We start from the raw sequence: 23,742 nt of genomic DNA, 5'->3' as shown, positions 1-23,742 counted from the left end.
AGTGGAACTCACTCAATTATTAAAGCCGTGGATGAAACAGGACGTAAAGTGTTGTGAGCTTAATGATATTAAGAACGACAGCCGCCAGGTTCAAGTTGGTGATTTATTTATTGCTTATCCTGGAGCAGCGTCAGATGGCCGTCTATATATCGAAAAGGCCATTAATTCGGGGGCCGTAGCAATAGCTTATGAGCCGGATAACTTGCCTGTTGGTTTTACATTACCTGAATCTGTACCCTGTATCCCGATTCCACAATTAGCTGAACAATTAGCTCAAATAGCTCAACGATTTTATCAGGAGCCCACCAAATCATTAACTGTATCGGGCATAACTGGAACTAATGGCAAAACGACTATCGCCTATCAGTTAGCTCAAGCACATGATTTACTTGGCCAAGCATCTGCTTATATCGGAACCATAGGGCAAGGCGATGTAAATCGGCTAAAACCTTTGGATAATACAACACCCGATGCTCTGTGTTTACAACGTTTATTAGCACAATATCGCGATGAAGGTATAAAACAGGTGTGCATGGAGGTCTCATCACATGCCTTGTACCAGCATCGTGTTGATGGTATCGAATTTAATCAGGCACTGTTTACCAATCTAACCTTGGATCATTTGGATTATCACCATACCATGCAAGCTTATGGTGAAGCGAAAGCCATGCTTTTTGCACGAGAGGAATTGGAGTGGGCTATAATCAATCAAGACGATCCCTACCAAGAATTAATCAGCAATGTAATTAAACCTCATGTAAAAAAAATTACCTATGGTATGCGTGAGGGATGTGATGTGAAAGCAGTAAAATGGCATACTGATTTAACCGGAACTGTCATTGAAGTGCATTCTCCGTGGGGAATACACCATTTGAAAATCAAGGCACTTGGGCAATTTAATATTTATAATAGCCTTGCAGTGTTCAGTAGTTTAATGGCAAATGGCTATCCGGCTGATAGGGTAGTTCAGGTCATGGCAGAACTCAAGGCCGCTCCTGGTCGTATGGAAATTGTATCCAGCTCACCTTATGTCCTTGTGGATTATGCTCATACTCCTGATGCTTTAGAAAATGTGTTAACTACCTTAAATCAGTTAAAAAAAGGTCGGCTGTGGGTGATTTTTGGTTGTGGCGGCGACAGAGATAAAACCAAACGCCCTGTAATGGGGAAAGCAGCCAGTCTGTATGCTGATAATATCGTTATAACAAGCGATAATCCCAGGAGTGAGGATCCCCGTGTTATAGTGGATGAGATAGCTTATGGAATTCCTGATACGGTCTCTGTTACCAAGCTTATAAATCGTGAAGAAGCAATTGCTCATGCATTAAGTAGTGCCGACCAGAACGATATAATTCTTATTGCTGGAAAAGGGCATGAAGCATACCAGCAGATTGGTAGTGAAAAATTAGCATTTTCTGATCAGGAGGTAGTGAGGCGCTTGACTAAAGTGTAATATTTATGATGCATTAAGAGTACACTGTCTTGACTGGTTATTGCTCGCCTATTAGCTTTATCGTGGCGAAAATATATTAATTTAAATGTTTATCAAAAATCATGCCAGTCAAGACTGTTTTTTTAATTATTTTGTTGTTACCATACGCCAGCAAGTATCCAAATTTGTTCTTAATTACTTGTGGATATTTTTTCTAGAATTCTTGACTATTCCTCTAAAATTAAAACTTTTTTTCTTTCTTAATCCACGCAGCATCTGCTTTATCTCTCGTTTCTTCTTTAATAAAGAGCAATTACTTATCCACATTTTCTGTGGATATCTCTGTGAATACAGGGATGATATATAGCGCTGCCTCAGCACTTAGAACAATGCAGGAATTTTGAGTAGTATGCTCATCATAAAAGATTTTGGTCGTTTACTCATGTCCTAAAATTTTACTATTTCTATGAGAACTAGCATCATTCAACACATTTGAATAAATAGAAAAGTCATGACGAAACTGATGATTTTTACGCCGATTTAAAAAAGCTAACTCCAAATTATCTGCCTCTTTTAACAAGTTGCTTTCAGTTGCTGGGTCATAAATAGAACGGATTAATTCCTGCCATGATTTATTTTCAATCAATGTAGTTTTAATTGAAAATTCAGGTTTAGCGAATTCAGGTTCTGGAAGCGACATCAACCGGTGGATTTCCCTGCTTACCATAGCTACAGCATTATATTTAGCCTCCAGACTGTGACCAGCAATATGAGGAGTACATAACGTAGCTTTTTCAATAATGTGTTTATTAATATTGGGCTCATTGAGATAAACATCTGTACAGTAAATCAGTGATTGAGGAGTGTGGATTATTGCTTCTTCATTGACAATGCCGCCACGAGAGGCATTGATTATAATGCATCCAGGTTTTAATTGATTAAGAAAATCCTGATTGATTAAATCTCTGCTTGGATGAGGTGCGGTATCATGTAATTCAGCATGAATACAAAGTACATCGCAATCAGATAAATCATTTAATTCGCAACTTTGAAAGAGAGTCTCTTTCTCGGCTTTCAGGGGATCAAAGGTTTTAATGTGAAAAGCCAATGCATCAAGACGACTAAACACTTTGGTTCCAACTTGGCCCATCCCAATAATCCCTGCTTTTTTTCCTTTAATTAAATGGTGTTGCTCCAGATAAGCCAAAGTAGCGACAACATAGTCGGCGACTGAAATTGCGTTGCATCCTTTAGCATCAATTATTTGTATGTTTTGGCTTTTTAAAAATGCATGATCCAAATGATCGGTGCCACTACTTGCAGTGGCTACGAGTTTTAAATGATGATTGGTTAATAAAGCGTGATTTACTTTAAGAGCTGCTCGACACAATAGAATATCTTGACGAGGCAGTAACAAGGACAGCTCATCAGGATTACTATATTGGGTTAGAATAAATGGTTTTGGAAAGGCTGCCTCCAATCCAGGAAGAGAGCTATCAGCAAGTATATTCATAAACTATATATTTTACTCAGAATGTATAAACCGCCATTGATTAAAGGAAGTAATACATACCCCAGCACATTGGTAAAAATTAAAATGACCAGAATGAGAAATCCATACGGTTCAATTTTGGAATAGGCGATTGCTTGCTTTGCCGGTAATAAACTGCTGACCACTCTACTTCCATCAAGAGGGGGAAGTGGTATCAGGTTTAAGAATGCTAATACCAGATTTATTATAATTCCGGCTCTGGCAGTTACCATGAGGAATAGGGCGGGCATAGAGCTTTCTGGGTGTAGAAGCGTGGCAATTTTAAAGCATCCAGCCCATAGAAATGCCATTAAAAAGTTAGAGAAGGGGCCAGCTAAAGCAACCAGTATCATGTCTCTTTGCGGATTACGTAGTTGCCCCCAATTTATTGGAACCGGTTTGGCGTAGCCTATGACAAAATTAAACTGAGTTAGGACTCCTGCCAGTATAGGGAGGAGCACTGTACCAATAGGGTCTATATGTCTGATTGGATTTAAACTTAAACGACCAAACATTTTGGCGGTATTATCACCGCATTTAAAGGCAACATAGGCATGAGCTGCTTCATGAAGAGTGATTGCTAATAAAACAGGCAGAGCCCAAATACATATTTGCTGGATTAAGGTAAATTCTTGCATGAATGACTTTAATGTATGAATCGTTGCTTGTGATTCTAACTAATACCCTAGGTCATTAACAAGGCGTAACCAGATAAATATACGGTGGGTTGCTCTTAAGTTAGCGCCATTCCTTCTGCTCGTCTTAATTATATTTTATTGAATCATGAAAACAGCATTTATATCGATTCAAAACCAGGCTAATTATTACTTTAGTCTTGGCTAAAACAGATACCTCTTATATGATGCATTATTATGGCGTTTGATTTATATATAGGATTTAATAAATGACTCAATTTGAAACAACCTTTAATTTGCTGAAAAAACCCTGGATGATTGCCAGTTATATTATTCTTGTTGTTTTAGCTTATTTTTTTGTCGATATACCGGTTGCTACTTACTTTCATCAACATGATATCAGAGGAACTATCCCTGCTTTGACTGTGTTTACGGCATTGGGGAAATGGAAAATTTATGTATTGATCTTTCTTTTTCTCTTTTTTTATTTTCGATATTTACAGAAACATGAAATTTTCGAAGCCAAAGTTCTGTATTTGTTTGGTTGCATCTTCATTCCTAATGTAATCAGTTTTATTATAAAAGTATGTCTCAGTCGAGCACGCCCTGATTTATTATTTTCAAGTAATTTATTCGGTTTTTACTGGTTTCAGACCAAGGATTTATATTGGTCTTTTCCTTCAGGTCATTCTGTCACTATCACCGGTTTAGCTTGTGGTTTAGGCGTATTATTCCCCAAATATTTTTATGCATTTTTGGGGTTTGCTGTTTTGGTAATTCTATCCCGGATAGTTTTATATCATCATTATCTAAGTGATGTAATGACAGGGGCATATCTAACCATTCTGGTTGTTGGTTTCTTTACTGAATTTCTTAAGAGGAAGAATTATCTAAAAAAATGAGATAAAGCGGGCTAAACTAGCATGATTAAGGGAGTAATTATGACTATCGAAATGGAATTAACAAAATTAGCGGATTTTTACGCGACATTTGATAAAGAAAAAAACTGCTATGTTTCTCAATTGGATCATCAGGCATTATTACGATTGGATGTAGACCATGCCAAAGTGCTCAACCAACTGCTTTTGTCTGGTGGTCCTGAAAAAGAACAAATTAAAAAAAAATATCATTTGATAAGTGTTAAAGTTCATCCTGACAGAATGCCAAATTGGTGCCATGCTGTTCGATGGATAGAGGGCAATCTGTCTCAGGGAAAAAATGATGGGGCATGTTTTAAGGCCTTAAATCTATGTTATGAAAAATTTATCTACCCCGAAAAATTCAAGGATAATCTTAAATTTGCTGATATCAAAACAAACGAAGATTGTAAAAAGTGGCTGGCTAATTTAAAGGAACAGGCTGGCACCTATACTGCGAAAAGCCTTTATGAGAGTTTGGGAGATTTACTGGACCAATCAAGTGGTTTTTTCGATGAGTCAGGCAAGATAAAACCTATGGGCCTGCGCGTCTTAATTAAATCGCTCCCAATGATTTTTGCCACTTACGGAACATTTATATTCGCTGAGGAATTATTCGCCATCTACGCTTTATATTTTATCGTTCTGAAAGGTGGTCAATATCTGGAACGGAATGAGTCAGCTGAGTTAAGACGTATAGGGAAAACGTTACAAGAAATCAGCACCATTACTGCAACTGCTACTACTACTTTAATTGTTCGTTTACTTGAAATGACGTTCTGGGCTTCGCGCCAATGTCTGGATGTAAGTTTGCAAATTGGTGCTTCTATTTTTACTCCGTTATTGTCTGCCCCATCGGTCTATCCAGAATACGATTTTGAGACAGCTGAAACTTTGTGCCGAGATTTAGTTATAGCAAGCACCAACTTAAATGAAGGGATGCAATTTAAGACCCCTGAATTGAAATTTATTTCTGCACCATTGGAGTCTTATCTCGGCTTAAATTCGCAACAACTATTTTTAAGTTGGCGCTTGGGCAAATATAAAAATATTGCTGTAGAAAAATTTTTATTTCGCATGAGGGTGTTAGATTCCAGCCTTGTTCCCGTGGAACAAAAGTTAATTGAGGCTAAGGCTGAGTTGGAAAAAATTAAAAGCGATACTGACGTTTATAATGGAAATACCGAAATAGCCATTAATCGTGCGGAACATGTTATTAGTTTATTGCAGACATCTGAACCGTCTTCCATGCAGCTAATAGCCTATTCTCCAAAGTAAATTGATCGTGGTGCGTGCCTTAAAATAAGGCATGTAGTTGATTTTATACAACAAATTTCTTATTGATTCGAGTTGTTGGAATCAATATAAAGCAAATTGAGAACAAGATTTTTTCTTTATTTTCAATGAGATACTTGTCTTTGGTTATTCGAAATAAAATTAACCCCTTGAATTCACACCCGTATCTCTGGCAAGATGCGGGATGTTTTGATATTCCAGTGAGGAACCATGAAAATACTCGTGGCAGTGAAGCGTGTGATAGACCCTTATGTCAAAATTCGTGTCAAATCGGATAATTCAGGAGTCGAAACGCAAAATATAAAAATGGCAATGAATCCTTTTGATGAAATCGCCATAGAAGAAGCATTACGGCTTCGTGAAAAAAACTGGGCAACAGAAGTTGTTGCTGTAAGCATCGGGGACGACAGCTTTCAAGAAACGCTACGTCATGCCCTGGCTTTAGGTGCTGATAAAGCGATTTTAGTGCGCACTGAAAAAACGTTGGAAAGCCTTAATATTGCAAAAATTCTGCAAAAAATAGCTGAAGAAGAAAAACCAGATCTAATTTTAATGGGCAAACAAACTATTGATGGTGATAATAATCAAACACCTCAAATGTTGGCTGCCTTGCTCAATTGGCCTCAGGCTACCTACGCATCTCAATTCAATGCAAACGGTGCACACATAGAGGTTACACGAGAAATTGATGGTGGGTTGGAAACTATCAATATTGAATTGCCGGCGGTGGTCAGCACCGACCTTCGTTTGAACGAACCTAGATATGCCAGTTTGCCCAATATCATGAAAGCAAAACGTAAGCCATTAGACGTGATAGAGCTGGATTCTTTAGGTCTTGCGCTGAAGCAACATATTGAAATTTTAAAAGTCAGTGCGCCAGCTACCCGCAGTGGCGGGATTAAAGTTGAGTCAGTGGCAGTATTGTTGGATAAACTACAACATGAAGCCAAAGTGCTTTGATAAAGGAGAAGAGATGAGCACTTTAATACTTGTAGAACATAATAATCAAACCTTGCACCCTTCCACTCGAAATGTGTTGGCTGCTGCATTGGAATTGGATAGTACACCCACTCTTCTGGTGGTAGGGCATCAATGCCGGACCGTTGCTGAACAAGCAGCAGAACTTGCTGGGGTTCATGCGGTATGGTACGTGGATCAACCTTGTTATGAACATCAGTTGGCAGAACAAATTAGTGATTTGATTCTTTCTTTTGCCAGTTCATTTAGTGCCATATTGGCTCCTGCCAGTACCTACGGTAAAAATATTACTCCGCGAATTGCTGCATTATTGGATGTGGCACAGATATCTGATGTAACAAAAATAATTGATGCAGAGACGTTTGAGCATCCAGTATATGCTGGAAATGCTATCGAAACGGTTCGCATTTTAGATCCTATAAAAGTGATGACTATAAGAACTACAGCTTTTAACTCAGTCTTATCCAGCCAAAATGCGTGTTGTATTGAGAATATGAGCTATGAGTCTTCGTTCAACAAAAGCAAGTTTGTGCGCCATGAATTGAGTAAATCTGAACGACCGGAATTAGGTAGTGCAAAAATTGTCGTTTCTGGTGGTAGAGGATTACAAAGCGCAGAAAAATTTAAGTTAATTGAAGAGTTAGCTGATACCTTAGGGGCTGCCATTGGAGCTTCACGTGCCGCGGTTGACGCAGGATTCGTTCCTAATGATTATCAGGTAGGACAAACAGGGAAGGTTGTTGCTCCAACGCTCTATATTGCTGTTGGTATCTCTGGAGCAGTGCAGCACCTTGCTGGTATGAAAGATTCAAAAGTGATTGTTGCTATTAATAAAGATGAAGATGCGCCTATTTTTCAAATTGCTAATTATGGATTGGTAGGTGATTTATTTGAATTAGTTCCTCAATTAATTGAACAATTAAAGAACCAATAAAGGAGTTGTTATGTTAGTAGGAGTTCCAAAGGAAATAAAATCTCAGGAAAATCGTGTGGGACTTGTCCCTTCAAGTGTAAGGGAGATTGTTCGAGTTGGCAGTACTGTTTTCGTAGAGCGCGGTGCTGGACTGGGAATTGGTATTTCTGATGATGATTACCGAAATGCAGGTGCTGAGGTTGTTGATAGTGCTGATGATGTGTTCGCTAATGCTGAATTAATTGTTAAAGTTAAAGAACCACAACCTATTGAGTGCAAAAGACTAAGAGAAGGTCAAACTTTATTTACTTATTTACATTTGGCACCAGATCCTCAACAAACACGTTTACTTAAAGAATCAGGCGTAACAGCTATTGCCTATGAAACAGTGACTCAGGATGATGGTGGTTTACCCCTTCTTACTCCTATGTCACAAGTTGCTGGACGTATGTCGATTCAAGCCGGTGCTCATTGCCTCGAGATGGCACAGGGCGGAAGTGGGGTGTTATTAGGTGGTGTACCTGGTGTTGCTGCCGCGAATGTTGTCGTCATTGGTGGTGGTGTAGTAGGTACTAACGCTGTCCGTATGGCTATGGGTATGGAAGCACGGGTAATCGTACTGGATCGTTCTTTGCAAAGACTAAACGAACTGGATTTCCAGTTTGGCTCTAAATTAAATACCGTTTATTCTACTGCCGATGCGATTGAGCGCTATGTATCAAGTGCCGATTTGGTAATTGGTGCTGTATTAGTGCCAGGTGCTGCAGCTCCCAAATTGGTTACGCGTGCAATGCTGAAATCTATGCGTCCAGGCTCTGTTCTCGTTGACGTGGCGATAGATCAGGGTGGATGCTTTGAAACCAGCCGTGCTACTACCCATCAAGAACCTACCTATGTTGTTGATAATGTAGTGCATTATTGTGTAGCGAACATGCCAGGTGCTGTACCCAGAACCTCAACATTCGCTCTTAATAATGCGACTTTACCTTTTATTTTAAACATAGTGACCAAAGGAACCAAATTAGCTTTATTGGATGATCCGCATTTGTTAAATGGTCTGAATGTTCATCAAGGGAAGATCACTTATGAAGCTGTTGCTCGTGATCTCGACTTTGATTATGTACCTGCCAAGATTGCTTTAGCTGGCAAGTAAGAGTCGACGCCATTCTGTAAACTCGTACCGATATTTCATTGGTGCGAGTTTAACTTCACTCCGTTGCAAGCCCGCGACTTCTGCTTTGTGCCATGTAGCGAATGTAATTTCTTCTGCAGACAAAATTTTATTCCATGAATAACTATAATTTTTCATGGCCACACTTAAGTGAATGAGATGTAGTTCAAGATCTTGTTTTTATTAGTGAATGATATAACGAGAGCGATGGACGTAACCAAGGTTTTCATTTTTAACCTGTAATATGCTGAGATGTAGGCTATCGAACGTCTGTGGGCCAGAGTGGCCACAGACAGTTGTTTTCAAATTTAGAAAGCACATTTTGGTTGGTACTCTACTTCATCATCAGACGGTATTATTGCTTTTAGTTTTTGTTTCATATTTTGTACGTGGTTTACTTGAGGTACTTGGGATACTTGAGGTACTTGGGATACTTGGGATACTTGGGGTACTTGGGATACTTGGGGTACTTGGGATACTTGGGATACTTGGGATACTTGGGATACTTGGGATACTTGGGATACTTGGGATACTTGGGATACTTGGGATACTTGGGATACTTGGGATACTTGGGATGCTTGGGATGCTTGGGATACTTGGGATACTTGGGATTCTTGGGATACTTGAGGTGCAATCTGTTTTTTCTCCAAATTTTGCACGGTTTGGTCATGAATCCATTGTGCTGCTTCACCAGCATCTCTGTACACTCGGTAGGTTCCCACCTCGTTCTCAGGAAGAGGTATCTTGATTTCAGCAAATCGCTCTTCATTTTTCATTTGTTCGTAATACTTGCCTCCTGGCTCAAGGTTTTCGGGATCAACAATAATTGCTACTGGCTTTTGTTGGGCTACCCCATTGGCAATTTCAATGTTTGTCCAAAACCCATATGGTTCAAAGACTACTAATCCGGTACTAAATCCAACTAAGTATTTTGAATCATCTCCCCATCCACGAGGAATCTCAAAATAGGTATGAATCTCAGGGTTTACATGGCCCAGTGTTTCCGCTACTGGAGGCAGGGGAGTGGAGTTGTAAGCATCTGATCGGGTGACTACTCGATCAAAAGCCCCATCTCTAGGCATAATAGTGATTGGTGGCAAACTGAATTCCTGATTTGCGTCACTTAATGCACCAGCCAAACTTGATATAAGAGGGATACCGGTACTGTTTTCTTTTACACCGGCCCAGCCTCCATTAACCGTTGTAAATTGAGTTTCTTCTTTATCCATCACATCTAATAATTTGTTGATCTGGTTTTCAACTCGGTTAGTGTATTTTTGTGCCCATACATTACTTTGATTAGGCGCAACTTGTCCTTTGGCTGTATCTTTAGGGTCTACAAAATCAGGGTGAGCAAATACTCGAGCTGACCCTAAAATAGCGACACGCTGGATTCCTGCCGTATCGTAAAACTCTTTTACATCAGCTAAAGTTTGTGTAGTGCCCGCATTATGTTCAGCCGTCAGTACTGATAAATCGGGTTCTTTTACAACGCAAGCGGTTTCAACCACAGTTTCAACCCCATGTTTTCGAAATGTCATGACAAAGCGGTGATAAGAAGGCTCACCACTACAAATCTGGATTGTAGGATCATTACTGTAAGTATCTCCTTCAATCGGCATATCTATTACTATTCGCCATGATTTTTCATTCGCTTTGGATGCAGTCTCACAATCAAGCAGAGGTTTGATATAGGTCATGAAATCATCAGGAGATTGTTTGGTACCTTTCAACTTGCACATTGCTTCTGCATTCCACTCCAGGAGCTGAATTGCATCTAACATGGTTTCATCGTTTTGATCTAATTCATTTGGGTTATTTTCTGAAATGTCCCGTAATGCTTTTCGTAGATTAAACATAACAGCTCCTCGATCTAATATTGAGCTTTTAGTATAAAATGCGATCTGTTATGGTTTTGTTAGAGTATGTACGCAAAATTACAGGGACTAGGGAATTCGGAATGTATGAGTATGAATTATTTGTGAACAGTTACGTTGTTCTAAACCTTGATTGCGTTTCTTATTATTGTTCGCAATAAAAACGCGCCTTTCGGCGCGTGTTCTAATATGGCAGTTCTTAAATTCGTTAAAATAAATTTTCTTCCACTGGTGCCAGATATTCCTCACTGGCATTGTCGTTATTATATACCGGAGTCGGGTCTTCTTCTGCCGGGATTTCTTTATCACGAAAATACTCAATGATGCCATTGTCCTGATTCGGTTTGGCTAAAAGACCGCTGGCAGGATCAATTCGCACAGCAACTACATTTTCAGGCTGTTTTATTTCACTTTCAGGTTTTCCTTTTAATGCTTCTTTCATAAAGTCTATCCACAAAGGAAGAGCAAGACCTGCGGCGTATTCATGTAATGATTTGGGATTATCAAATCCTATCCAGGTTGTTACCACCAAATCAGAGTTAAAGCCCGCAAACCATGAGTCTACCTGATCGTTGGTTGTTCCTGTTTTGCCTGCAATATCCTGGCGATTGAGGACTCTGGCTGCTCGTGCTGTACCGTGTTGAATCACGTCTTTCATTGCAGAGTTCATTAAGAATACTAGGTCTTCAGGAACAACGCGTGGTGCCAAAGTAGATGTATCTACCTTCTCTCCATCACAAGGGTTACATACTACACTTGGTTTTGCTTGCAAGAGTACTTCGCCATCAGCATCAGTAATATGATCAATAAGATAGGGTTCTACTTTAAAACCACCATTAGCAAATACGGCATAGGCAGTAGTCAGATCCATGGGGCTAATGGATAGGCTTCCCAAGGCCAGAGATAAGCCTTTAGGTAGTGTTTTCTTATTGAAGCCAAAGCGAGTTAAGAAATCTATGGTGTAATTCAGGCCAATATCATCAAGTATTCGAATGGATACCATATTTTTTGATTGAACCAGGGCTTGTTTTAATCGGGTTGGTCCATTGAATTTCAGGTTGACGTTATGGGGACGCCATAAATTAGGTTGGCTGGGATCATCAACTACTATGGGGGCGTCATTAACCAGTGTCGCCAGGTTATAACCATTATTTAACGCTGCAGCATAAACAAACGGTTTAAAGCTGGATCCTGGTTGTCTGCTGGATTGAGTCGCACGATTAAATTTACTCTTCTGGAAGTTAAACCCACCAACGAGCACTTCTATGGCGCCATTTTTAGGGTTAAGAGCAACCATCGCTGATTCAGCTTCCGGAATCTGAGCTAATACCCAGTGCTTTTCCGTGGAGTGAACATAAACGATATCGCCTACTGCAACTACTTGTTGCGCTTTTACAGGCGACTTTCCAACCCATCCTTTTTTAAGAGCAGGTCTGGCCCAAGATAAACCTTCCCAAGGTATAATGAACGTTTGACCATTCTGCAAGGCAGCCGTAGCCTCTTTTTCCCCTACTTCAATAATAACGGCAGGAATCAGAGTATTTAGTTCAGGATATTGTCTTAAATACTTTTGGCGAATTTGAGCTGATTGACTGTCTTTTTCACCAATAGTTGCTACTGGGCCTCTATAACCGTGTCGGTGATCGTAGGCGATTAAGTTCTTTTCAACAACTTCATTCGCCTTATTTTGTAATTTGCCATCAACTGTGGTGTAAACTTTATAGCCTTTAGTATAAGCGTCCGGGCCAAAATTATCGTATAAAGATTGGCGAATCATTTCAGCTACATAAGGAGCACTCACTTCGATGTTGGTGCCATGATATTTAGCTGTAATGGGTTGGTTTATCGCATTTTGATATTGTTCTTCATTGATGTAGCGTTCTTCTAGTAAACGCTCCAGCACGTGGTCTCGGCGTTTTTTGGCGGCTAGAGGATTGGCGATTGGATTTTGAGTTGATGGTGCCTGTGGAAGACCTGCTATCATGGCGAGCTCTGCCAGATTAAGTTCCTTCAGCGGCTTACCAAAATAAACCATGGCAGCAGCACCTACTCCATAGGCTCGGTTGCCCAGGTATATTCTGTTCAGATAAAGTTCTAAAATCTTTTCTTTGCTTAATTCACGGTCAATTTTGATGGCCAGCATGATTTCATTGAACTTTCGTAAGAATGTTTTTTTACGACTTAAAAAGAAATTACGTGCCACTTGCATGGTTATGGTACTACCGCCTTGTGATTTAGTACCTGTTTTAAGCATACGGACTGTTGCACGTCCTAACCCCATTACATCAACACCTGGATGTTCAAAAAATCGCTGATCCTCTGTCGCAATTAAGGCATGAACTAGTGTTTGAGGGATCTCTTCATAAGTTACTGGTATACGTTTTTTTTCACCGTATTCTTGAATGAGCAAGCCTTCTTTGCTGAATATTTGTAAAGGAACTTGTAACTGGACTGTTTTTAGTGAGTCTACATTAGGAAGCTGGCTTTCCAAGTACAGATAGATAAGGCTGCCTGCTACTAATAAAAGAAAAAACAGGCTCATCAGCGCCCAAAGACCTTTACGCCAGAAGTATGCCATTTTTTTCATAGAATATAGTTATCGTTAAATGAGAATAGTCCAACATTATACAGTCATTCTATATAATATTGCGAGTTTTGTGCGAAAAAGACCTAATTTTATAGCTGAATTTAAAGAATCATTGGCTTTAATCGACTAACCAATGATTCATCTGACTATTATTGACGTGCGTCGTAATTTTTGCTGTCTGAGAAATCGAAATCATCAAAATCAGAAGGTTTAGGAGTGACGGTTGGTTGAGCGAGAGGATTGGGGGTCAGATAGGGATGGAATAAGGAATAATAGTTCCCCACTCCGAATATTCTGCGAGCCTGTGTATTATTAGCTGGTAGTTGTCTTCTGGCCATTGTTTCATCCGGGGGAGCAAGCTCTGCTTTTTGTCCTTGGCTTGTTCCGTTCAATCGTTGAGCTTCAGCAATTTGTCCGGGGGCTGTTTGTAGTTGTCTTTTGAGTTCAGCAATGGTTTTAGCCTGTGCGTCTAGCTCTGATTTTTGTTCCTGGATTGTTCCGTTTAATTGTTCGATTTCAGCAATTTGCCTTGGGACGGCTTGTAGCTGCTTTCTGAGTTCTACAATGGTTTCAGCCAGAACGTCAAGCTCTGATTTTTGTTCTCGGATTGTTCCGTTCAGTCGTTCTATCACAGTAATTTGTTCTTGGGCGATTTGTAGTTGTCTCCTGAGCTCTGCAATAGTATCATCCAGCACGTCAAGCTCTGCTTTTTGTTCTCGAATTGTTCCGTTCAACCGTTCGCTTTCAGCAATTTGCTCTGGGGTGGCTTGCTGCGGTTCCTGAGACTTTAGAGTTAATTCTATAATGGTTTGTTGATTTGTGTCTCTGGCGAGTTCTGCTTTTTGAAGTTTTTCTAGTAATTCGGGTACCAATAAAGCATATTGATGCTCAGTACAAATACGTTCTACAAATTCTTTATATTTATCTTCAGTAAAACTTATCTTGATGTTGAGGGTTGCTAAAATTTCTTCTTTTAAGAAAATACCCGAATTGCAAAACTCATTTCCTGTATAACCATCATTCTTGCAACCCGATAGGGCGATAACTCCTTCAGAATTCATTGTCGTTGTATGTTGAGTTACTGGATAGGTTTTGCTTTTAGGTGTTTCCAAAAGTCCTTTAACATCCATTAATAATTTGAAAATTTGTGCCTTATATTCGATGAGTTCTTGAGCCGAAAAGGGTTCCTTTTTACTCAAAAAAGAATGAAGCATTACTATTTCATTCAGCATAAAGTTTAGGAATGGTCTTCGCGTCTGATACCCATTTGTACAATTTTGAATTATTTCGTTTAATCTTAATTTAAAATCCAGGGCGGGCTCTTTAATGATAGATGTTGCGAGTTCTCGTGATTTCAAATGCATTTCAGTTTTATTTGAGGCGCTCACTAATGGGGCTGTTAAGCTATCATGATAACGAATAATAACTGTGGTTAATGAATAAAGTAGCTCTTCTAATCGAATCATATAAACTCCTTTTTAAAACATAAATCTATAATCCGGATGCGGAAATTCCCCACAACTTGGTTTTTCACTATATTAAATGTTTTGGGGAAGTTCAAGTATTTGTTTAGGAGTACATAGCAAGTAAAAAACATACAAAAAGAAGGGGGATTTTACTGGCGTGACCTGAATTTTAATCGCCATTAGGATGTGTGCTATACAATATTGTCATTAATCTCCCTATTTCACACTGCGCTCAGAGTGAGTCTGGCATTTTTATACATCCAATTTATTCTTTATTAATTTATTATGATCTTGATTGTGTCGTTCCCGCGCAGGAACGACACAATTGAGCTCAGTTTGTTCAATACCATACACCCCTGATGATTGTGCACAAATAGGCCTGTATTCCTCTGCACTACGCTAATATGGGCAACTGGTATCTCTTGGTTCATCTTCTATGTTCTGCAATCAGTTATAATGTAATCCCGAAAAAAGATCCATACCCAGATGTTGGGGGTGTAGAGGATTCCTCTGATAGATCCTTAACTTGCTCCGTTAGTGTTTCTATGATCTTTTCCTGCTGTTCAATTGTTTTTTTATGTTGTGCATCACTTTTCTTTAACATCATGTATTGCGATGTTAGTAGATACAATGTGATTTTTAATTTTGAAAGGTTGCTTGTTAAATTTTGATTCGCTTCTTTAAGCTCGGCAATTTCACCATCTTGGCTTGCCGTACTTACTTGGGACATCGATTTAGTGAGACTAATTTGAGCTGTTAACTCTATAATTAAAAGAGCATTCTGATGTTCGGAACATATTTGTTCTGATAATTCAATAAATTCACTAGGACCGGAGCCAAGAGTTATATGAAATCGTTCAATAACCTCTTCTTTTAAAAAGATTCCAGAATTGCATAATTCACTTCCAGACCAACCATCATTTACTAATCCAGCTAAAACACATATTGCCTCAGCGATAAAACCGGTTTTATTTTTCGTTACTTTACTGGTATTGCTTTTAGTCGTGGATAACAAACTATTGAAATCCCAGAAAAGGGTGAACAGTTGTTTTTTGAATTCCTCATATTGAAATGTATCAAATGATGTCTTTTGATCCAAAAATGATTTGAGCGAAACAATTTCATTCAACAGGAATTCAAGAAATGGTTTGCGATCTGGAGAGCTTTGAGGACATTCTTTTATTAATGTATTTAGCCTTGTTTTAAAATCAATTTTATCATCGTTGATAATTATTTTTGCTAATATTCGAGAGTCTTTCCTTGCTGAGTGTTCATCACTTTCTGGAACTAATTTTTTTACGCGGGTCTGCGCATCGTGATATCGAATAATTACGGTAGTTAATGAGTAGAGTAAATCTTCTAATCCAGTCATTTTAATCTCCTATGATAAAAATCTACTCTTATCTTCCAATTACACTGTATTTTTAATTACAAAGTTTGGAAAATCCTCAAACACCCATTTGTTTTTTAACGTGTTATAAATCACACCCAACAATTTTTTAGCAGTCGCAATAATCGCTTTTGATGAGCCTCTTCTCGCCTTAATGCGGTCATAGAACTGTCGCAGATATTTGCTATACTTTATTGCAATTAAGGCACACTGCACTAAGGTGGTTCTGCCTATCTTGGAACCACGTTTCGTAATTCGCCCACTTCGTTCCGTTTCATTAGAGTTTGATACCCGAGGCACCAAACCAAAATAGGCTGCCAATTTGCTCTCATTTTCAAACTCATTCACATCACCAATAACCGACAACAAAATGGCTGCTGACTTCTCACCAACCCCTTTAATGCTGACTATATTCTCAAACCCTTCAAGCTGCTTTGCTTGGTTAGTGGACGCTTCATTAATACGGGCTACACTTAAATTCAATTGCTGCACTTGCTCCACAATAATCTCGCATTCAATGCGAACAACATCAGGTAGTGGATGATCTAATGTGCGCAATAGTCCTTTTTTACTACTCAAAGATTCTTTCTTAAGCTTTATTCCTTGCCCATTTAATAGACCATGTATTTTATTAAGCAACACAGTTCTTAGCTTCACTAATTTATCTCGAGTCTCTACAAGACTTGCCAACTCTCGATATTCTTTCTTTTTTACTCGCGCTCTTGGTAACATGTCCTTGCTTAAGAAAAAGGCCAATGCTCGAGCATCATTTTTATCCGTTTTACTGACAGAGCGGCGAATCACATCAAACTGATTTGGTGCAACAACTACAATCTCTTCCACATAATCAATCAGTTGATCATAAAAGTAGTTGGAGTTTCCAGTTGCCTCTACGGCTAACACATCATCTCCCATTAACTCTTGCCTAAATTGTTCCATCTCTTCCACTTTATAAGTAGCAAAGCACTCTTCTTTTCCTTCCTCTAAAAAACAGGCTGTTAAGCTGTTTGTATGTAAATCAACTCCAATATGTCTCACTTTTTTACTCCGCTTATTGTTTGCAAAAACAACCTAACAGAGTAGAATTTTCATCGGCAGTCACCATACTCCTATTCGAGGTCTCAGTGCCTCAGGCTGGCCGTTCGGTGATAGGTTTGATCAATCTCCTTTACGAGGTCTTAATGCCTCAATTTATGATTCAACCTGTCACCTATCTACTCCAATCCAGCATTAAATCGCTAAATTAGAGCGCTAACAACCGACTAGCCCTTTATCATGCCATCTCCTTTTAAAACGCCATGCTTTTATTAATTACAACTTGATTTTCACTATATTTAATGATTTGTGTGAGTGCAAGTTAACGTTGGCTCCGTTTTATTGTGAGGTTACTGTCGTCTTAGTAAAATAACTGATTTGAAAAGATTCCAATTTACAAGAGCTTACGTTAACATTCTGTAAGATCTCAATAAATTGTGGCGAAATTATTGTATCGAATAGGAACAATTAATCTGGTTCTTGAGAAATTATAACCTTCTCATTGGTTATTGTTGCTGGCGAGCCTTTTACTCGACGCTTTTGAGGCCTCAGGATTTTGTCCGTCATTCTGAGAGGCTCCGAGATTCAGGAGCCCTTCGCTATGTTCTGGATGATGTATTTTTCTAATTTAATAGAAGTGCGCTTTTGAGGCAGCAGGGAATACTCAGGGAGGAAAATAAGTGCTTAAACTGTTTAAACCCAAGCATCGTTCTATTCTTGGTGTAGACATTAGTTCTTCATCAATAAAAATATTGGAAATTTCTGATTCCGGAGAGCAACTGTGTGTTGAGGGATATGGTCGTCAGTTGCTTCCAGTAAATGCACTTGATGGAAACGTCATTAAAGATGTGGACGCGGTAGCAATTAGCATCAAACAATTAATAAGTACTTCGAAACTAAATTGCAAACAGGTTGCACTGGCGGTTCCTGATTCAGCCGTTATCAGCAAAATCGTCCAAATGAATGATGGTTTAAATGACAGCGAAATGGAAGAGCTTGTAGTGATTGAAGCAGATAAATACATTCCATATCCTATAGATGAAATTAATATTGATTTTGAGGTTTTAGGGCACTCGGCAAAAAATTCAGCAATGCTGGATGTACTTATTGTTGCATCACGTGCAGAAAATGTGAGTAGCCGGGTCGATGCGATAACTCGTGCAGGTCTGGAAGCCAAAATTGTAGATGTAGAATCTTATGCTGTAGAGCGCGCGGCACAACAATTGTCACAAGAACTCCCTGCTGGAGGACAAGATAAAATAGTCGCCATAATTGATATAGGCGCTAATTACACACATTTATTTGTTTTGCATGGGATGCGATTAATATTTTCCAGAGAAGAAAAATTTGGCGGAATGCAACTAATTGAAGCAATTACCGAGCACTACAATATGACTACAGAGCAGGCTCTGATAGCAAAAGAAGAAGGTAGGTTACCTGCAGGATATGAAACGGAAGTTTGGGAACCTTTTAAGGACATGGTTTTATTACAAGTAAAACGAACGTTACAGTTTTTTTATTCGACCAGTCAACATGGCTTTGTCGATCATATTTTGTTAGCTGGCGGATTGGCACGACAGCCTGGATTGGCCACGTTGATTCAGGAGCAGCTAGGTGTTTCTACAACAATAGCAAACCCGCTGTCACGTATGTCTTTTGGGAAAATGGTCAATTTGGAAGCCATAACTAATGATGCTCCTGCATTGATGGCTGCTTGTGGGTTGGCTCTTCGGCATCTTGAGTGAACTATGACTGAAATAAATCTGCTGCCATGGCGTGAATACCGGCGTGAACAAGAAAAAAAATTGTTCACTACTATGTCATTGATAGGCATTATTATTGCTGCCATCATTGTTTTTTTTATTAATTCTTACGCCGTTTATTTGAAGAATAATCAAACAAAGCGTAATCAGATGCTTAAAACAGAAATTACTCGTTTTGATGAGCAGATAAAAGAAATTAAAACATTGAAACAAATCAGGGACGGTCTTATTTCAAGAATGTCTATTGTTCAAAACTTGCAGTCGACAAGGACGTTGATGGTTCATTTATTTGATGAATTAATAAAAGTCATGCCTCCGGGATTATATGTAACTAAACTGGAACGACAAAATGATATCGTTTCTGTCTGGGGCTTTGCTGAATCAAACACCAATATATCTTTGTTGATGCGAAGTATAGATAATAATGCCTGGATTCAGGCTCCTGTACTTACGGAGATTAAAAAGATGGATGAGAAAAAGCAAGCCGCAAATAATGAGTTTAAATTAAGTTTTGTTCTTAAACCTAAATATTAGGCTGGTGCTATTAGAATGAATTCAGTCAATTTAAGTGAATTAACTCTTGAAAATGTAGGGCAATGGCCAATTACTGTAAAAATTGGCGTTATTGCTGGCATGAGTTTATTAATCGTTGCATTAGGTTATTGGGTTTTTATTAGAGATAATTTTGAGCAGTACGACACGCTGAAACGGCAGGAAATTACTTTAAAAGACGAGTTTGAAAAGAAACAACATCAGGCATCAAATTTACAAGCATATCGTAATCAATTGCAATTAATGAACGAACGTTTCGGCAATATGCTCAAACAACTTCCAGCAAAAAATGAAATGCCAGGTTTATTGGAGGAAATTTCTAAAACTGGTGTCATATCTGGTTTGAAATTTAAACTGTTTGCCCCGCAACCCGAAGTGGTTCATGATTTTTATATAGAGCTACCCATTAAAACCACCGTGGGTGGTACTTACATGCAATTGGCAACTTTTTTAAGTAGGGTAGCAGAAATGAACAGAATTGTTACCTTGCATGAATTTAGTATTCAGGGAGAGTCCTCTAAAGACGGTAAAGCAACATCAGAGGATGATTTGGTGATGAATATCACGGCTAAAATATATCGATACCGATCACAATGATAAACTATATAAAGCATCTACAAGCAGTTCCTATCGGATTATTATCACTGCTAATAATTTCCTGTTCTGGGGATAATAGCGATTTACATAAATATATTAATGATACCAAGTCCAGGCCAGCCAAGACTATCGAGCCTATTCCCAAATTTGCTCCCTTGCCTATTTTCAAATTTCCCGAAAATGATACAAGGCGTAGTCCGTTTAAGCCTGTTGTCTTAAAGAAGAATGCAGAGAGTGATGCTCCTGATCAGAGTCGCTTAAAACAACCCTTGGAGGCTTTTCCGCTTGATGCATTAAAATTCGTAGGAATTCTTGAGCAGGGCTCTGTTATCTGGGCGCTAATAAAACAACCCGACACGCAAATCAATCGAGTCAGGGTTGGGGATTATATGGGACAAAACTATGGGCGTATTATCGTAATTAAAAGAGAACTGATTAAATTAGAAGAAACTGTAAAAGATACTGGGGTGTGGGAAAAAAGAATAATTACCCTGAATTTAGATACTGGTAAGTAGGAGCACAGGTGCGGAAGATTATCGCTATTTTGATTTTATTAAGTGTTGGTTTCAGTGTGGCCTTTTCCAAAGGTAATTCATTGGTGTCAGTCAAAGTTTTTCCTTTGCCTGAAGACAGGGTGCGTATTGATTTTCAGTTTACTCATCCTTTAAAGCAGCTTCCAGCCAGTTTTATTACCCAGAAACCTGCACGAATTGTGCTGGATTTTATTAAAACTGACTTGTATTTATCGCCAGATCAGAGAATGAAAAAAATTGAATTAGGTTCGTTAAACACGTACAACATTGTATCTGTAGCGGATAGGGTAAGGGCAATATTGGATTTGCAGCGCACAGTTTCTTATTCTGGAAGTGCGGCAGGGACTGTTTATAGCCTTGTTCTAAATGGTAAAAGTAATGAACTATATAAAAACAATAAGGAAGTATTCATCACCAATCAGGCAGTTAATACACGATATCTAATTAATCGATTTGATTTTCGTGGTATAGAAAAGCAAGGCGGGCGAATACATCATTAATGTTTCTGATACGAGTATTCCAATTGATGTAACACAATCGGGTAAAGAGGTTGTAGTCAATTTTCTCAACACTCAAGTACCTGCAAATTTGCTGAAACGTTTTGATGTAACTGATTATCATAGTCCTGTTCAAGTAGTCACTCTGCAGCAGGATGGGAAAAATGTCAGGATGACTATCCTCAGTAAAGGCGATTATGGGCATTTTGTTTATCAGGTGAATAAACAATTCATGGTTGATATTTTCCCGCTTACGGCGGAAGAGGTTCAGCAGGCGAAACTGAAGAAACAGGTGTTTACTGGAAAGCGAATCTCTCTGAATTTTCAGAACATTAATATACGTGCAGTTCTGCAGCTCTTGGCTGATTTCACTGGAATTAATATGGTCGTAAGCGATAAGGTCCAGGGCGATATTACCCTTCGGTTAAATGATACACCCTGGGACCAGGCATTAGATATTATATTGACTACACAAGGGCTTGATAAACGAAAAAATGGTAACGTCATGCTCATTGACAGTAAAGCGTCCCTTGATAAAAGAGAAGAAGATGAGCTAAAGAGCCAACAGTCTATAGAAAAGCTTGAGCCAATACGTTCTGATTTAATTCAGATTAATTACGCGAAAGCTGCAGATATTGCGATATTAATTAAAGACAAACAAAATTCACTTTTGTCTCCCCGGGGTAAAATTAGTGTTGATGCTCGGACGAATACCTTATGGATACAAGATACTGGGTTAAAAATAGAGGAGGTCAGAGATCTCATTAAGCAATTGGATGTGGCTGTCAAACAAGTACAGATTGAGGCCAGAATAGTCGAAGTGAATAAAGATTTTAGCCAGGATCTAGGGATTAAGTGGGGGGTATCGAAACCTACTCATTTAAGCGGTACCTTGGCTGGCGCAAACCAACTGCAATTACCAGCAGGTCTTGCCAATCCTGCGGCTGTACCTATAGCTCAACGCTTAAACCTGGATTTGGCAGCAGCTCCAGAGGCTGCAGTTCCTGCTTCTGTTGGTATTGCACTTGCTAAATTAGGAGATGGCATTTTACTTGATTTAGAGTTATCTGCATTGGAAAGTCAGGGGCAGGCTGAATTAATTTCCAGTCCCAGCATTATTACTACGAATCAGCAAGCAGCAGTAATTGAGTCTGGCAAAGAAATCCCCTATCAGGAGGCTACCTCAAGCGGAGCTACTGCGGTAGCATTTAAAAAAGCGGTATTAAGTTTAAAGGTAATACCTCAAATAACGCCCGATGGTAAAATATTAATGGATTTGCAAATTAATCAGGATGCTGATTCAGGTGAACGGGTGTTAGGGGTTCCTATTATTTTAACAAAACAGATTCAGACTAATGTTTTAGTGAATAATGGACAAACTATTGTACTTGGCGGAATTTATAAGCAAGATAAAAACAGAGCCATTAGTCGAATACCCTTTTTAGGAGAATTACCGGTTGTCGGTATACTATTTAGTAATAAACAGGTAAGAATAAGAAATGAAGAGTTGCTCATTTTCATTACTCCGAGGATAATAACGAACTCTTTATCAATTACAGCGATACAAGGTAGAGAAAAAGAGGTGTATAAATAAATTTGGTGAGTTTGTCGAACTGATAAACTATAATTATGTGGGATTTTAGTATCTATTCGTTGTAGAATAGGCCATATACATTCTTTATCAGTAAATGGATAATTACATATTCAGAATGAATATGCGTTAAATTTGGGGTTTTAGATTATTTTTTATCTAATCTGACCTGTGAAATGTGTTTGATATCATAAAATCAACTAAAACGTGTATCTAAATAACACTACAGTGAACGAGGTAAGTAAGAAAAAATGAGCATAGTTAAAGTACGAAATATTTTTCTCATTGGCCCCATGGGTGCTGGAAAAAGCACTATAGGCCGTGCTTTGGCAAAGGAGCTCAAACTGGAATTCTTTGATTCGGATGAAGTCATAGAAGAGCGTGCTGGTGCCGATATATCATGGATTTTTGATATCGAAGGTGAAGAGGGCTTCCGGCGCCGTGAGCAGAAAGTTATTGATGAGCTTACTCAAAAAACTAATATTGTCCTTGCAACGGGTGGCGGTGTAGTTATTACCCCTGAAAACAGAAATGCTCTGGCCGGTCGGGGTACTGTTATTTATTTGAAAACGTCATTACAGCAGCAATTTGAACGAACTAAACGAGACACAAAGCGTCCGCTGTTACAAACAGAAGATCTTGAAGGACGACTGGAATCGTTAAGAGATGAGCGCGAGCCATTTTATGATGAGTTAGCTGATGTTAGTTTTGAAACTGATAAATTAACTGTTAAAGCTGTAGCGAATAACATTATAAAATATATTTATGGCGAAGTTTGAGGGGCATACCCAGATTGATGTCACTTTACCTGGATATCAATACCCTATACTAATCTGTCGAAAGGGCGTCAGTGATTCGTCACTGTTACGCCACTTGGTTACTTCAAAACAGGTTCTTATAGTAACGAATTCTACTATTGCTCCGCTTTATCTTGAACTCATTCAATCCGCATTCACCTCTATTCAGTGTGATGTTGTCATT

18 protein-coding genes and 2 pseudogenes are annotated in these 23,742 nt (G+C 38.9%); 13 read left to right on the top strand and 7 right to left on the bottom strand.

Annotation, left to right across the window (positions count from 1 at the left end; translation table 11 throughout):
- Position 1 precedes the first annotated feature (1 nt).
- Entirely contained in the window at positions 2 to 1,453 is a 1,452-nt protein-coding gene (locus Q0495_RS03135) for a UDP-N-acetylmuramoyl-L-alanyl-D-glutamate--2,6-diaminopimelate ligase (RefSeq protein ID WP_298622912.1), read from the top strand.
- A gap of 415 nt (positions 1,454 to 1,868) precedes the next feature.
- Here Q0495_RS03135 and Q0495_RS03130 read toward each other — a convergent pair whose 3' ends face one another.
- Together Q0495_RS03130 and Q0495_RS03125 are read right to left on the bottom strand one after the other, a co-directional pair.
- Complete coding sequence (locus Q0495_RS03130; protein ID WP_298622910.1) at positions 1,869 to 2,945, bottom strand: 4-phosphoerythronate dehydrogenase; 1,077 nt, start codon at positions 2,943 to 2,945, stop codon at positions 1,869 to 1,871.
- On the bottom strand, positions 2,942 to 3,601 hold the full coding sequence (locus Q0495_RS03125; RefSeq protein ID WP_298622909.1) for a site-2 protease family protein: 660 nt from the start codon (positions 3,599 to 3,601) through the stop codon (positions 2,942 to 2,944). Before Q0495_RS03125 ends, Q0495_RS03130 begins: the two co-directional genes overlap by 4 nt.
- Positions 3,602 to 3,867: 266 nt before the next feature.
- Here Q0495_RS03125 and Q0495_RS03120 point away from each other — a divergent pair, with 266 nt between their 5' ends.
- From Q0495_RS03120 to ald, 5 genes are all read left to right on the top strand, one after another.
- On the top strand, positions 3,868 to 4,500 hold the full coding sequence (locus Q0495_RS03120; RefSeq protein WP_298622908.1) for a phosphatase PAP2 family protein: 633 nt from the start codon (positions 3,868 to 3,870) through the stop codon (positions 4,498 to 4,500).
- Positions 4,501 to 4,539: 39 nt separating this feature from the next.
- On the top strand, positions 4,540 to 5,793 hold the full coding sequence (locus Q0495_RS03115; protein WP_298622907.1) for a J domain-containing protein: 1,254 nt from the start codon (positions 4,540 to 4,542) through the stop codon (positions 5,791 to 5,793).
- 228 nt (positions 5,794 to 6,021) lie between these two features.
- Positions 6,022 to 6,771, top strand: coding sequence for an electron transfer flavoprotein subunit beta/FixA family protein (locus Q0495_RS03110; protein ID WP_298622905.1), 750 nt, complete (start codon positions 6,022 to 6,024; stop codon positions 6,769 to 6,771).
- 13 nt (positions 6,772 to 6,784) lie between these two features.
- On the top strand, positions 6,785 to 7,723 hold the full coding sequence (locus tag Q0495_RS03105) for an FAD-binding protein (RefSeq protein WP_298622904.1): 939 nt from the start codon (positions 6,785 to 6,787) through the stop codon (positions 7,721 to 7,723).
- 10 nt (positions 7,724 to 7,733) lie between these two features.
- Positions 7,734 to 8,855: an alanine dehydrogenase gene (gene ald, locus Q0495_RS03100; protein ID WP_298622903.1), complete on the top strand. Its 1,122-nt coding sequence runs from the start codon at positions 7,734 to 7,736 to the stop codon at positions 8,853 to 8,855.
- 326 nt (positions 8,856 to 9,181) lie between these two features.
- On the opposite strand, the gene Q0495_RS03095 is transcribed toward ald, so the two are convergent.
- The 5 genes from Q0495_RS03095 to Q0495_RS03075 form a co-directional block, all read right to left on the bottom strand.
- The gene (locus tag Q0495_RS03095; protein ID WP_298622901.1) at positions 9,182 to 10,732 is read right to left on the bottom strand and encodes a hypothetical protein; all 1,551 of its coding nucleotides are present in this window, start codon (positions 10,730 to 10,732) and stop codon (positions 9,182 to 9,184) included.
- 226 nt (positions 10,733 to 10,958) lie between these two features.
- Positions 10,959 to 13,337, bottom strand: a complete 2,379-nt coding sequence (locus Q0495_RS03090) for a penicillin-binding protein 1A (RefSeq protein WP_298622899.1) — start codon at positions 13,335 to 13,337, stop codon at positions 10,959 to 10,961.
- A 149-nt stretch (positions 13,338 to 13,486) separates the two neighbouring features.
- Complete coding sequence (locus Q0495_RS03085; RefSeq protein WP_298622897.1) at positions 13,487 to 14,803, bottom strand: hypothetical protein; 1,317 nt, start codon at positions 14,801 to 14,803, stop codon at positions 13,487 to 13,489.
- 451 nt (positions 14,804 to 15,254) lie between these two features.
- Positions 15,255 to 16,175, bottom strand: coding sequence for a hypothetical protein (locus tag Q0495_RS03080; RefSeq protein WP_298622895.1), 921 nt, complete (start codon positions 16,173 to 16,175; stop codon positions 15,255 to 15,257).
- A gap of 39 nt (positions 16,176 to 16,214) precedes the next feature.
- Positions 16,215 to 17,231 carry an IS110 family transposase gene (locus tag Q0495_RS03075; RefSeq protein ID WP_298622893.1) on the bottom strand — a complete coding sequence of 339 codons (1,017 nt, stop codon included), beginning with the start codon at positions 17,229 to 17,231 and terminating at the stop codon, positions 16,215 to 16,217.
- Between the two features lie 677 nt (positions 17,232 to 17,908).
- Here Q0495_RS03075 and pilM point away from each other — a divergent pair.
- The 7 genes and pseudogenes from pilM to Q0495_RS03035 form a co-directional block, all read left to right on the top strand.
- A complete protein-coding gene (gene pilM / locus Q0495_RS03070) occupies positions 17,909 to 18,973 on the top strand; it encodes a type IV pilus assembly protein PilM (protein WP_298622892.1) in 1,065 nt (354 codons plus the stop codon).
- Positions 18,974 to 18,976: 3 nt separating this feature from the next.
- Positions 18,977 to 19,525 carry a PilN domain-containing protein gene (locus tag Q0495_RS03065; RefSeq protein ID WP_298622889.1) on the top strand — a complete coding sequence of 183 codons (549 nt, stop codon included), beginning with the start codon at positions 18,977 to 18,979 and terminating at the stop codon, positions 19,523 to 19,525.
- 15 nt (positions 19,526 to 19,540) lie between these two features.
- On the top strand, positions 19,541 to 20,140 hold the full coding sequence (locus Q0495_RS03060; RefSeq protein WP_298622886.1) for a type 4a pilus biogenesis protein PilO: 600 nt from the start codon (positions 19,541 to 19,543) through the stop codon (positions 20,138 to 20,140).
- A complete protein-coding gene (locus Q0495_RS03055; RefSeq protein WP_298622883.1) occupies positions 20,137 to 20,655 on the top strand; it encodes a pilus assembly protein PilP in 519 nt (172 codons plus the stop codon). Before Q0495_RS03060 ends, Q0495_RS03055 begins: the two co-directional genes overlap by 4 nt.
- A gap of 8 nt (positions 20,656 to 20,663) precedes the next feature.
- A pseudogene (pilQ, locus tag Q0495_RS03045) lies at positions 20,664 to 22,764 on the top strand (type IV pilus secretin PilQ).
- A 248-nt stretch (positions 22,765 to 23,012) separates the two neighbouring features.
- The gene (aroK, locus tag Q0495_RS03040; protein WP_018576163.1) at positions 23,013 to 23,540 is read left to right on the top strand and encodes a shikimate kinase AroK; all 528 of its coding nucleotides are present in this window, start codon (positions 23,013 to 23,015) and stop codon (positions 23,538 to 23,540) included.
- A pseudogene (locus Q0495_RS03035) lies at positions 23,527 to 23,742 on the top strand (3-dehydroquinate synthase); the annotation flags it as partial. The gene aroK and the pseudogene Q0495_RS03035, both read left to right, overlap by 14 nt.

It is taken from the genome of uncultured Legionella sp., assembly GCF_937871865.1.
Lineage (GTDB): Bacteria > Pseudomonadota > Gammaproteobacteria > Legionellales > Legionellaceae > Legionella.
The sequence above is the reverse complement of the archived record's forward strand: the minus strand, read 5'-3'. Positions and strand labels throughout refer to the sequence as shown.

Bases quoted from the DNA above. Each gene is read 5' to 3' on its own strand.
- Q0495_RS03130 (WP_298622910.1), bottom strand. From the start codon at position 2,945: ATGAATATACTTGCTGATAGCTCTCTTCCTGGATTGGAGGCAGCCTTT.
- Q0495_RS03125 (WP_298622909.1), bottom strand. From the start codon at position 3,601: ATGCAAGAATTTACCTTAATCCAGCAAATATGTATTTGGGCTCTGCCT.
- Q0495_RS03120 (WP_298622908.1), top strand. From the start codon at position 3,868: ATGACTCAATTTGAAACAACCTTTAATTTGCTGAAAAAACCCTGGATG.
- Q0495_RS03115 (WP_298622907.1), top strand. From the start codon at position 4,540: ATGACTATCGAAATGGAATTAACAAAATTAGCGGATTTTTACGCGACA.
- Q0495_RS03110 (WP_298622905.1), top strand. From the start codon at position 6,022: ATGAAAATACTCGTGGCAGTGAAGCGTGTGATAGACCCTTATGTCAAA.
- Q0495_RS03105 (WP_298622904.1), top strand. From the start codon at position 6,785: ATGAGCACTTTAATACTTGTAGAACATAATAATCAAACCTTGCACCCT.
- ald (WP_298622903.1), top strand. From the start codon at position 7,734: ATGTTAGTAGGAGTTCCAAAGGAAATAAAATCTCAGGAAAATCGTGTG.
- Q0495_RS03095 (WP_298622901.1), bottom strand. From the start codon at position 10,732: ATGTTTAATCTACGAAAAGCATTACGGGACATTTCAGAAAATAACCCA.
- Q0495_RS03090 (WP_298622899.1), bottom strand. From the start codon at position 13,337: ATGAAAAAAATGGCATACTTCTGGCGTAAAGGTCTTTGGGCGCTGATG.
- Q0495_RS03085 (WP_298622897.1), bottom strand. From the start codon at position 14,803: ATGATTCGATTAGAAGAGCTACTTTATTCATTAACCACAGTTATTATT.
- Q0495_RS03080 (WP_298622895.1), bottom strand. From the start codon at position 16,175: ATGACTGGATTAGAAGATTTACTCTACTCATTAACTACCGTAATTATT.
- Q0495_RS03065 (WP_298622889.1), top strand. From the start codon at position 18,977: ATGACTGAAATAAATCTGCTGCCATGGCGTGAATACCGGCGTGAACAA.
- Q0495_RS03060 (WP_298622886.1), top strand. From the start codon at position 19,541: ATGAATTCAGTCAATTTAAGTGAATTAACTCTTGAAAATGTAGGGCAA.
- Q0495_RS03055 (WP_298622883.1), top strand. From the start codon at position 20,137: ATGATAAACTATATAAAGCATCTACAAGCAGTTCCTATCGGATTATTA.
- aroK (WP_018576163.1), top strand. From the start codon at position 23,013: ATGAGCATAGTTAAAGTACGAAATATTTTTCTCATTGGCCCCATGGGT.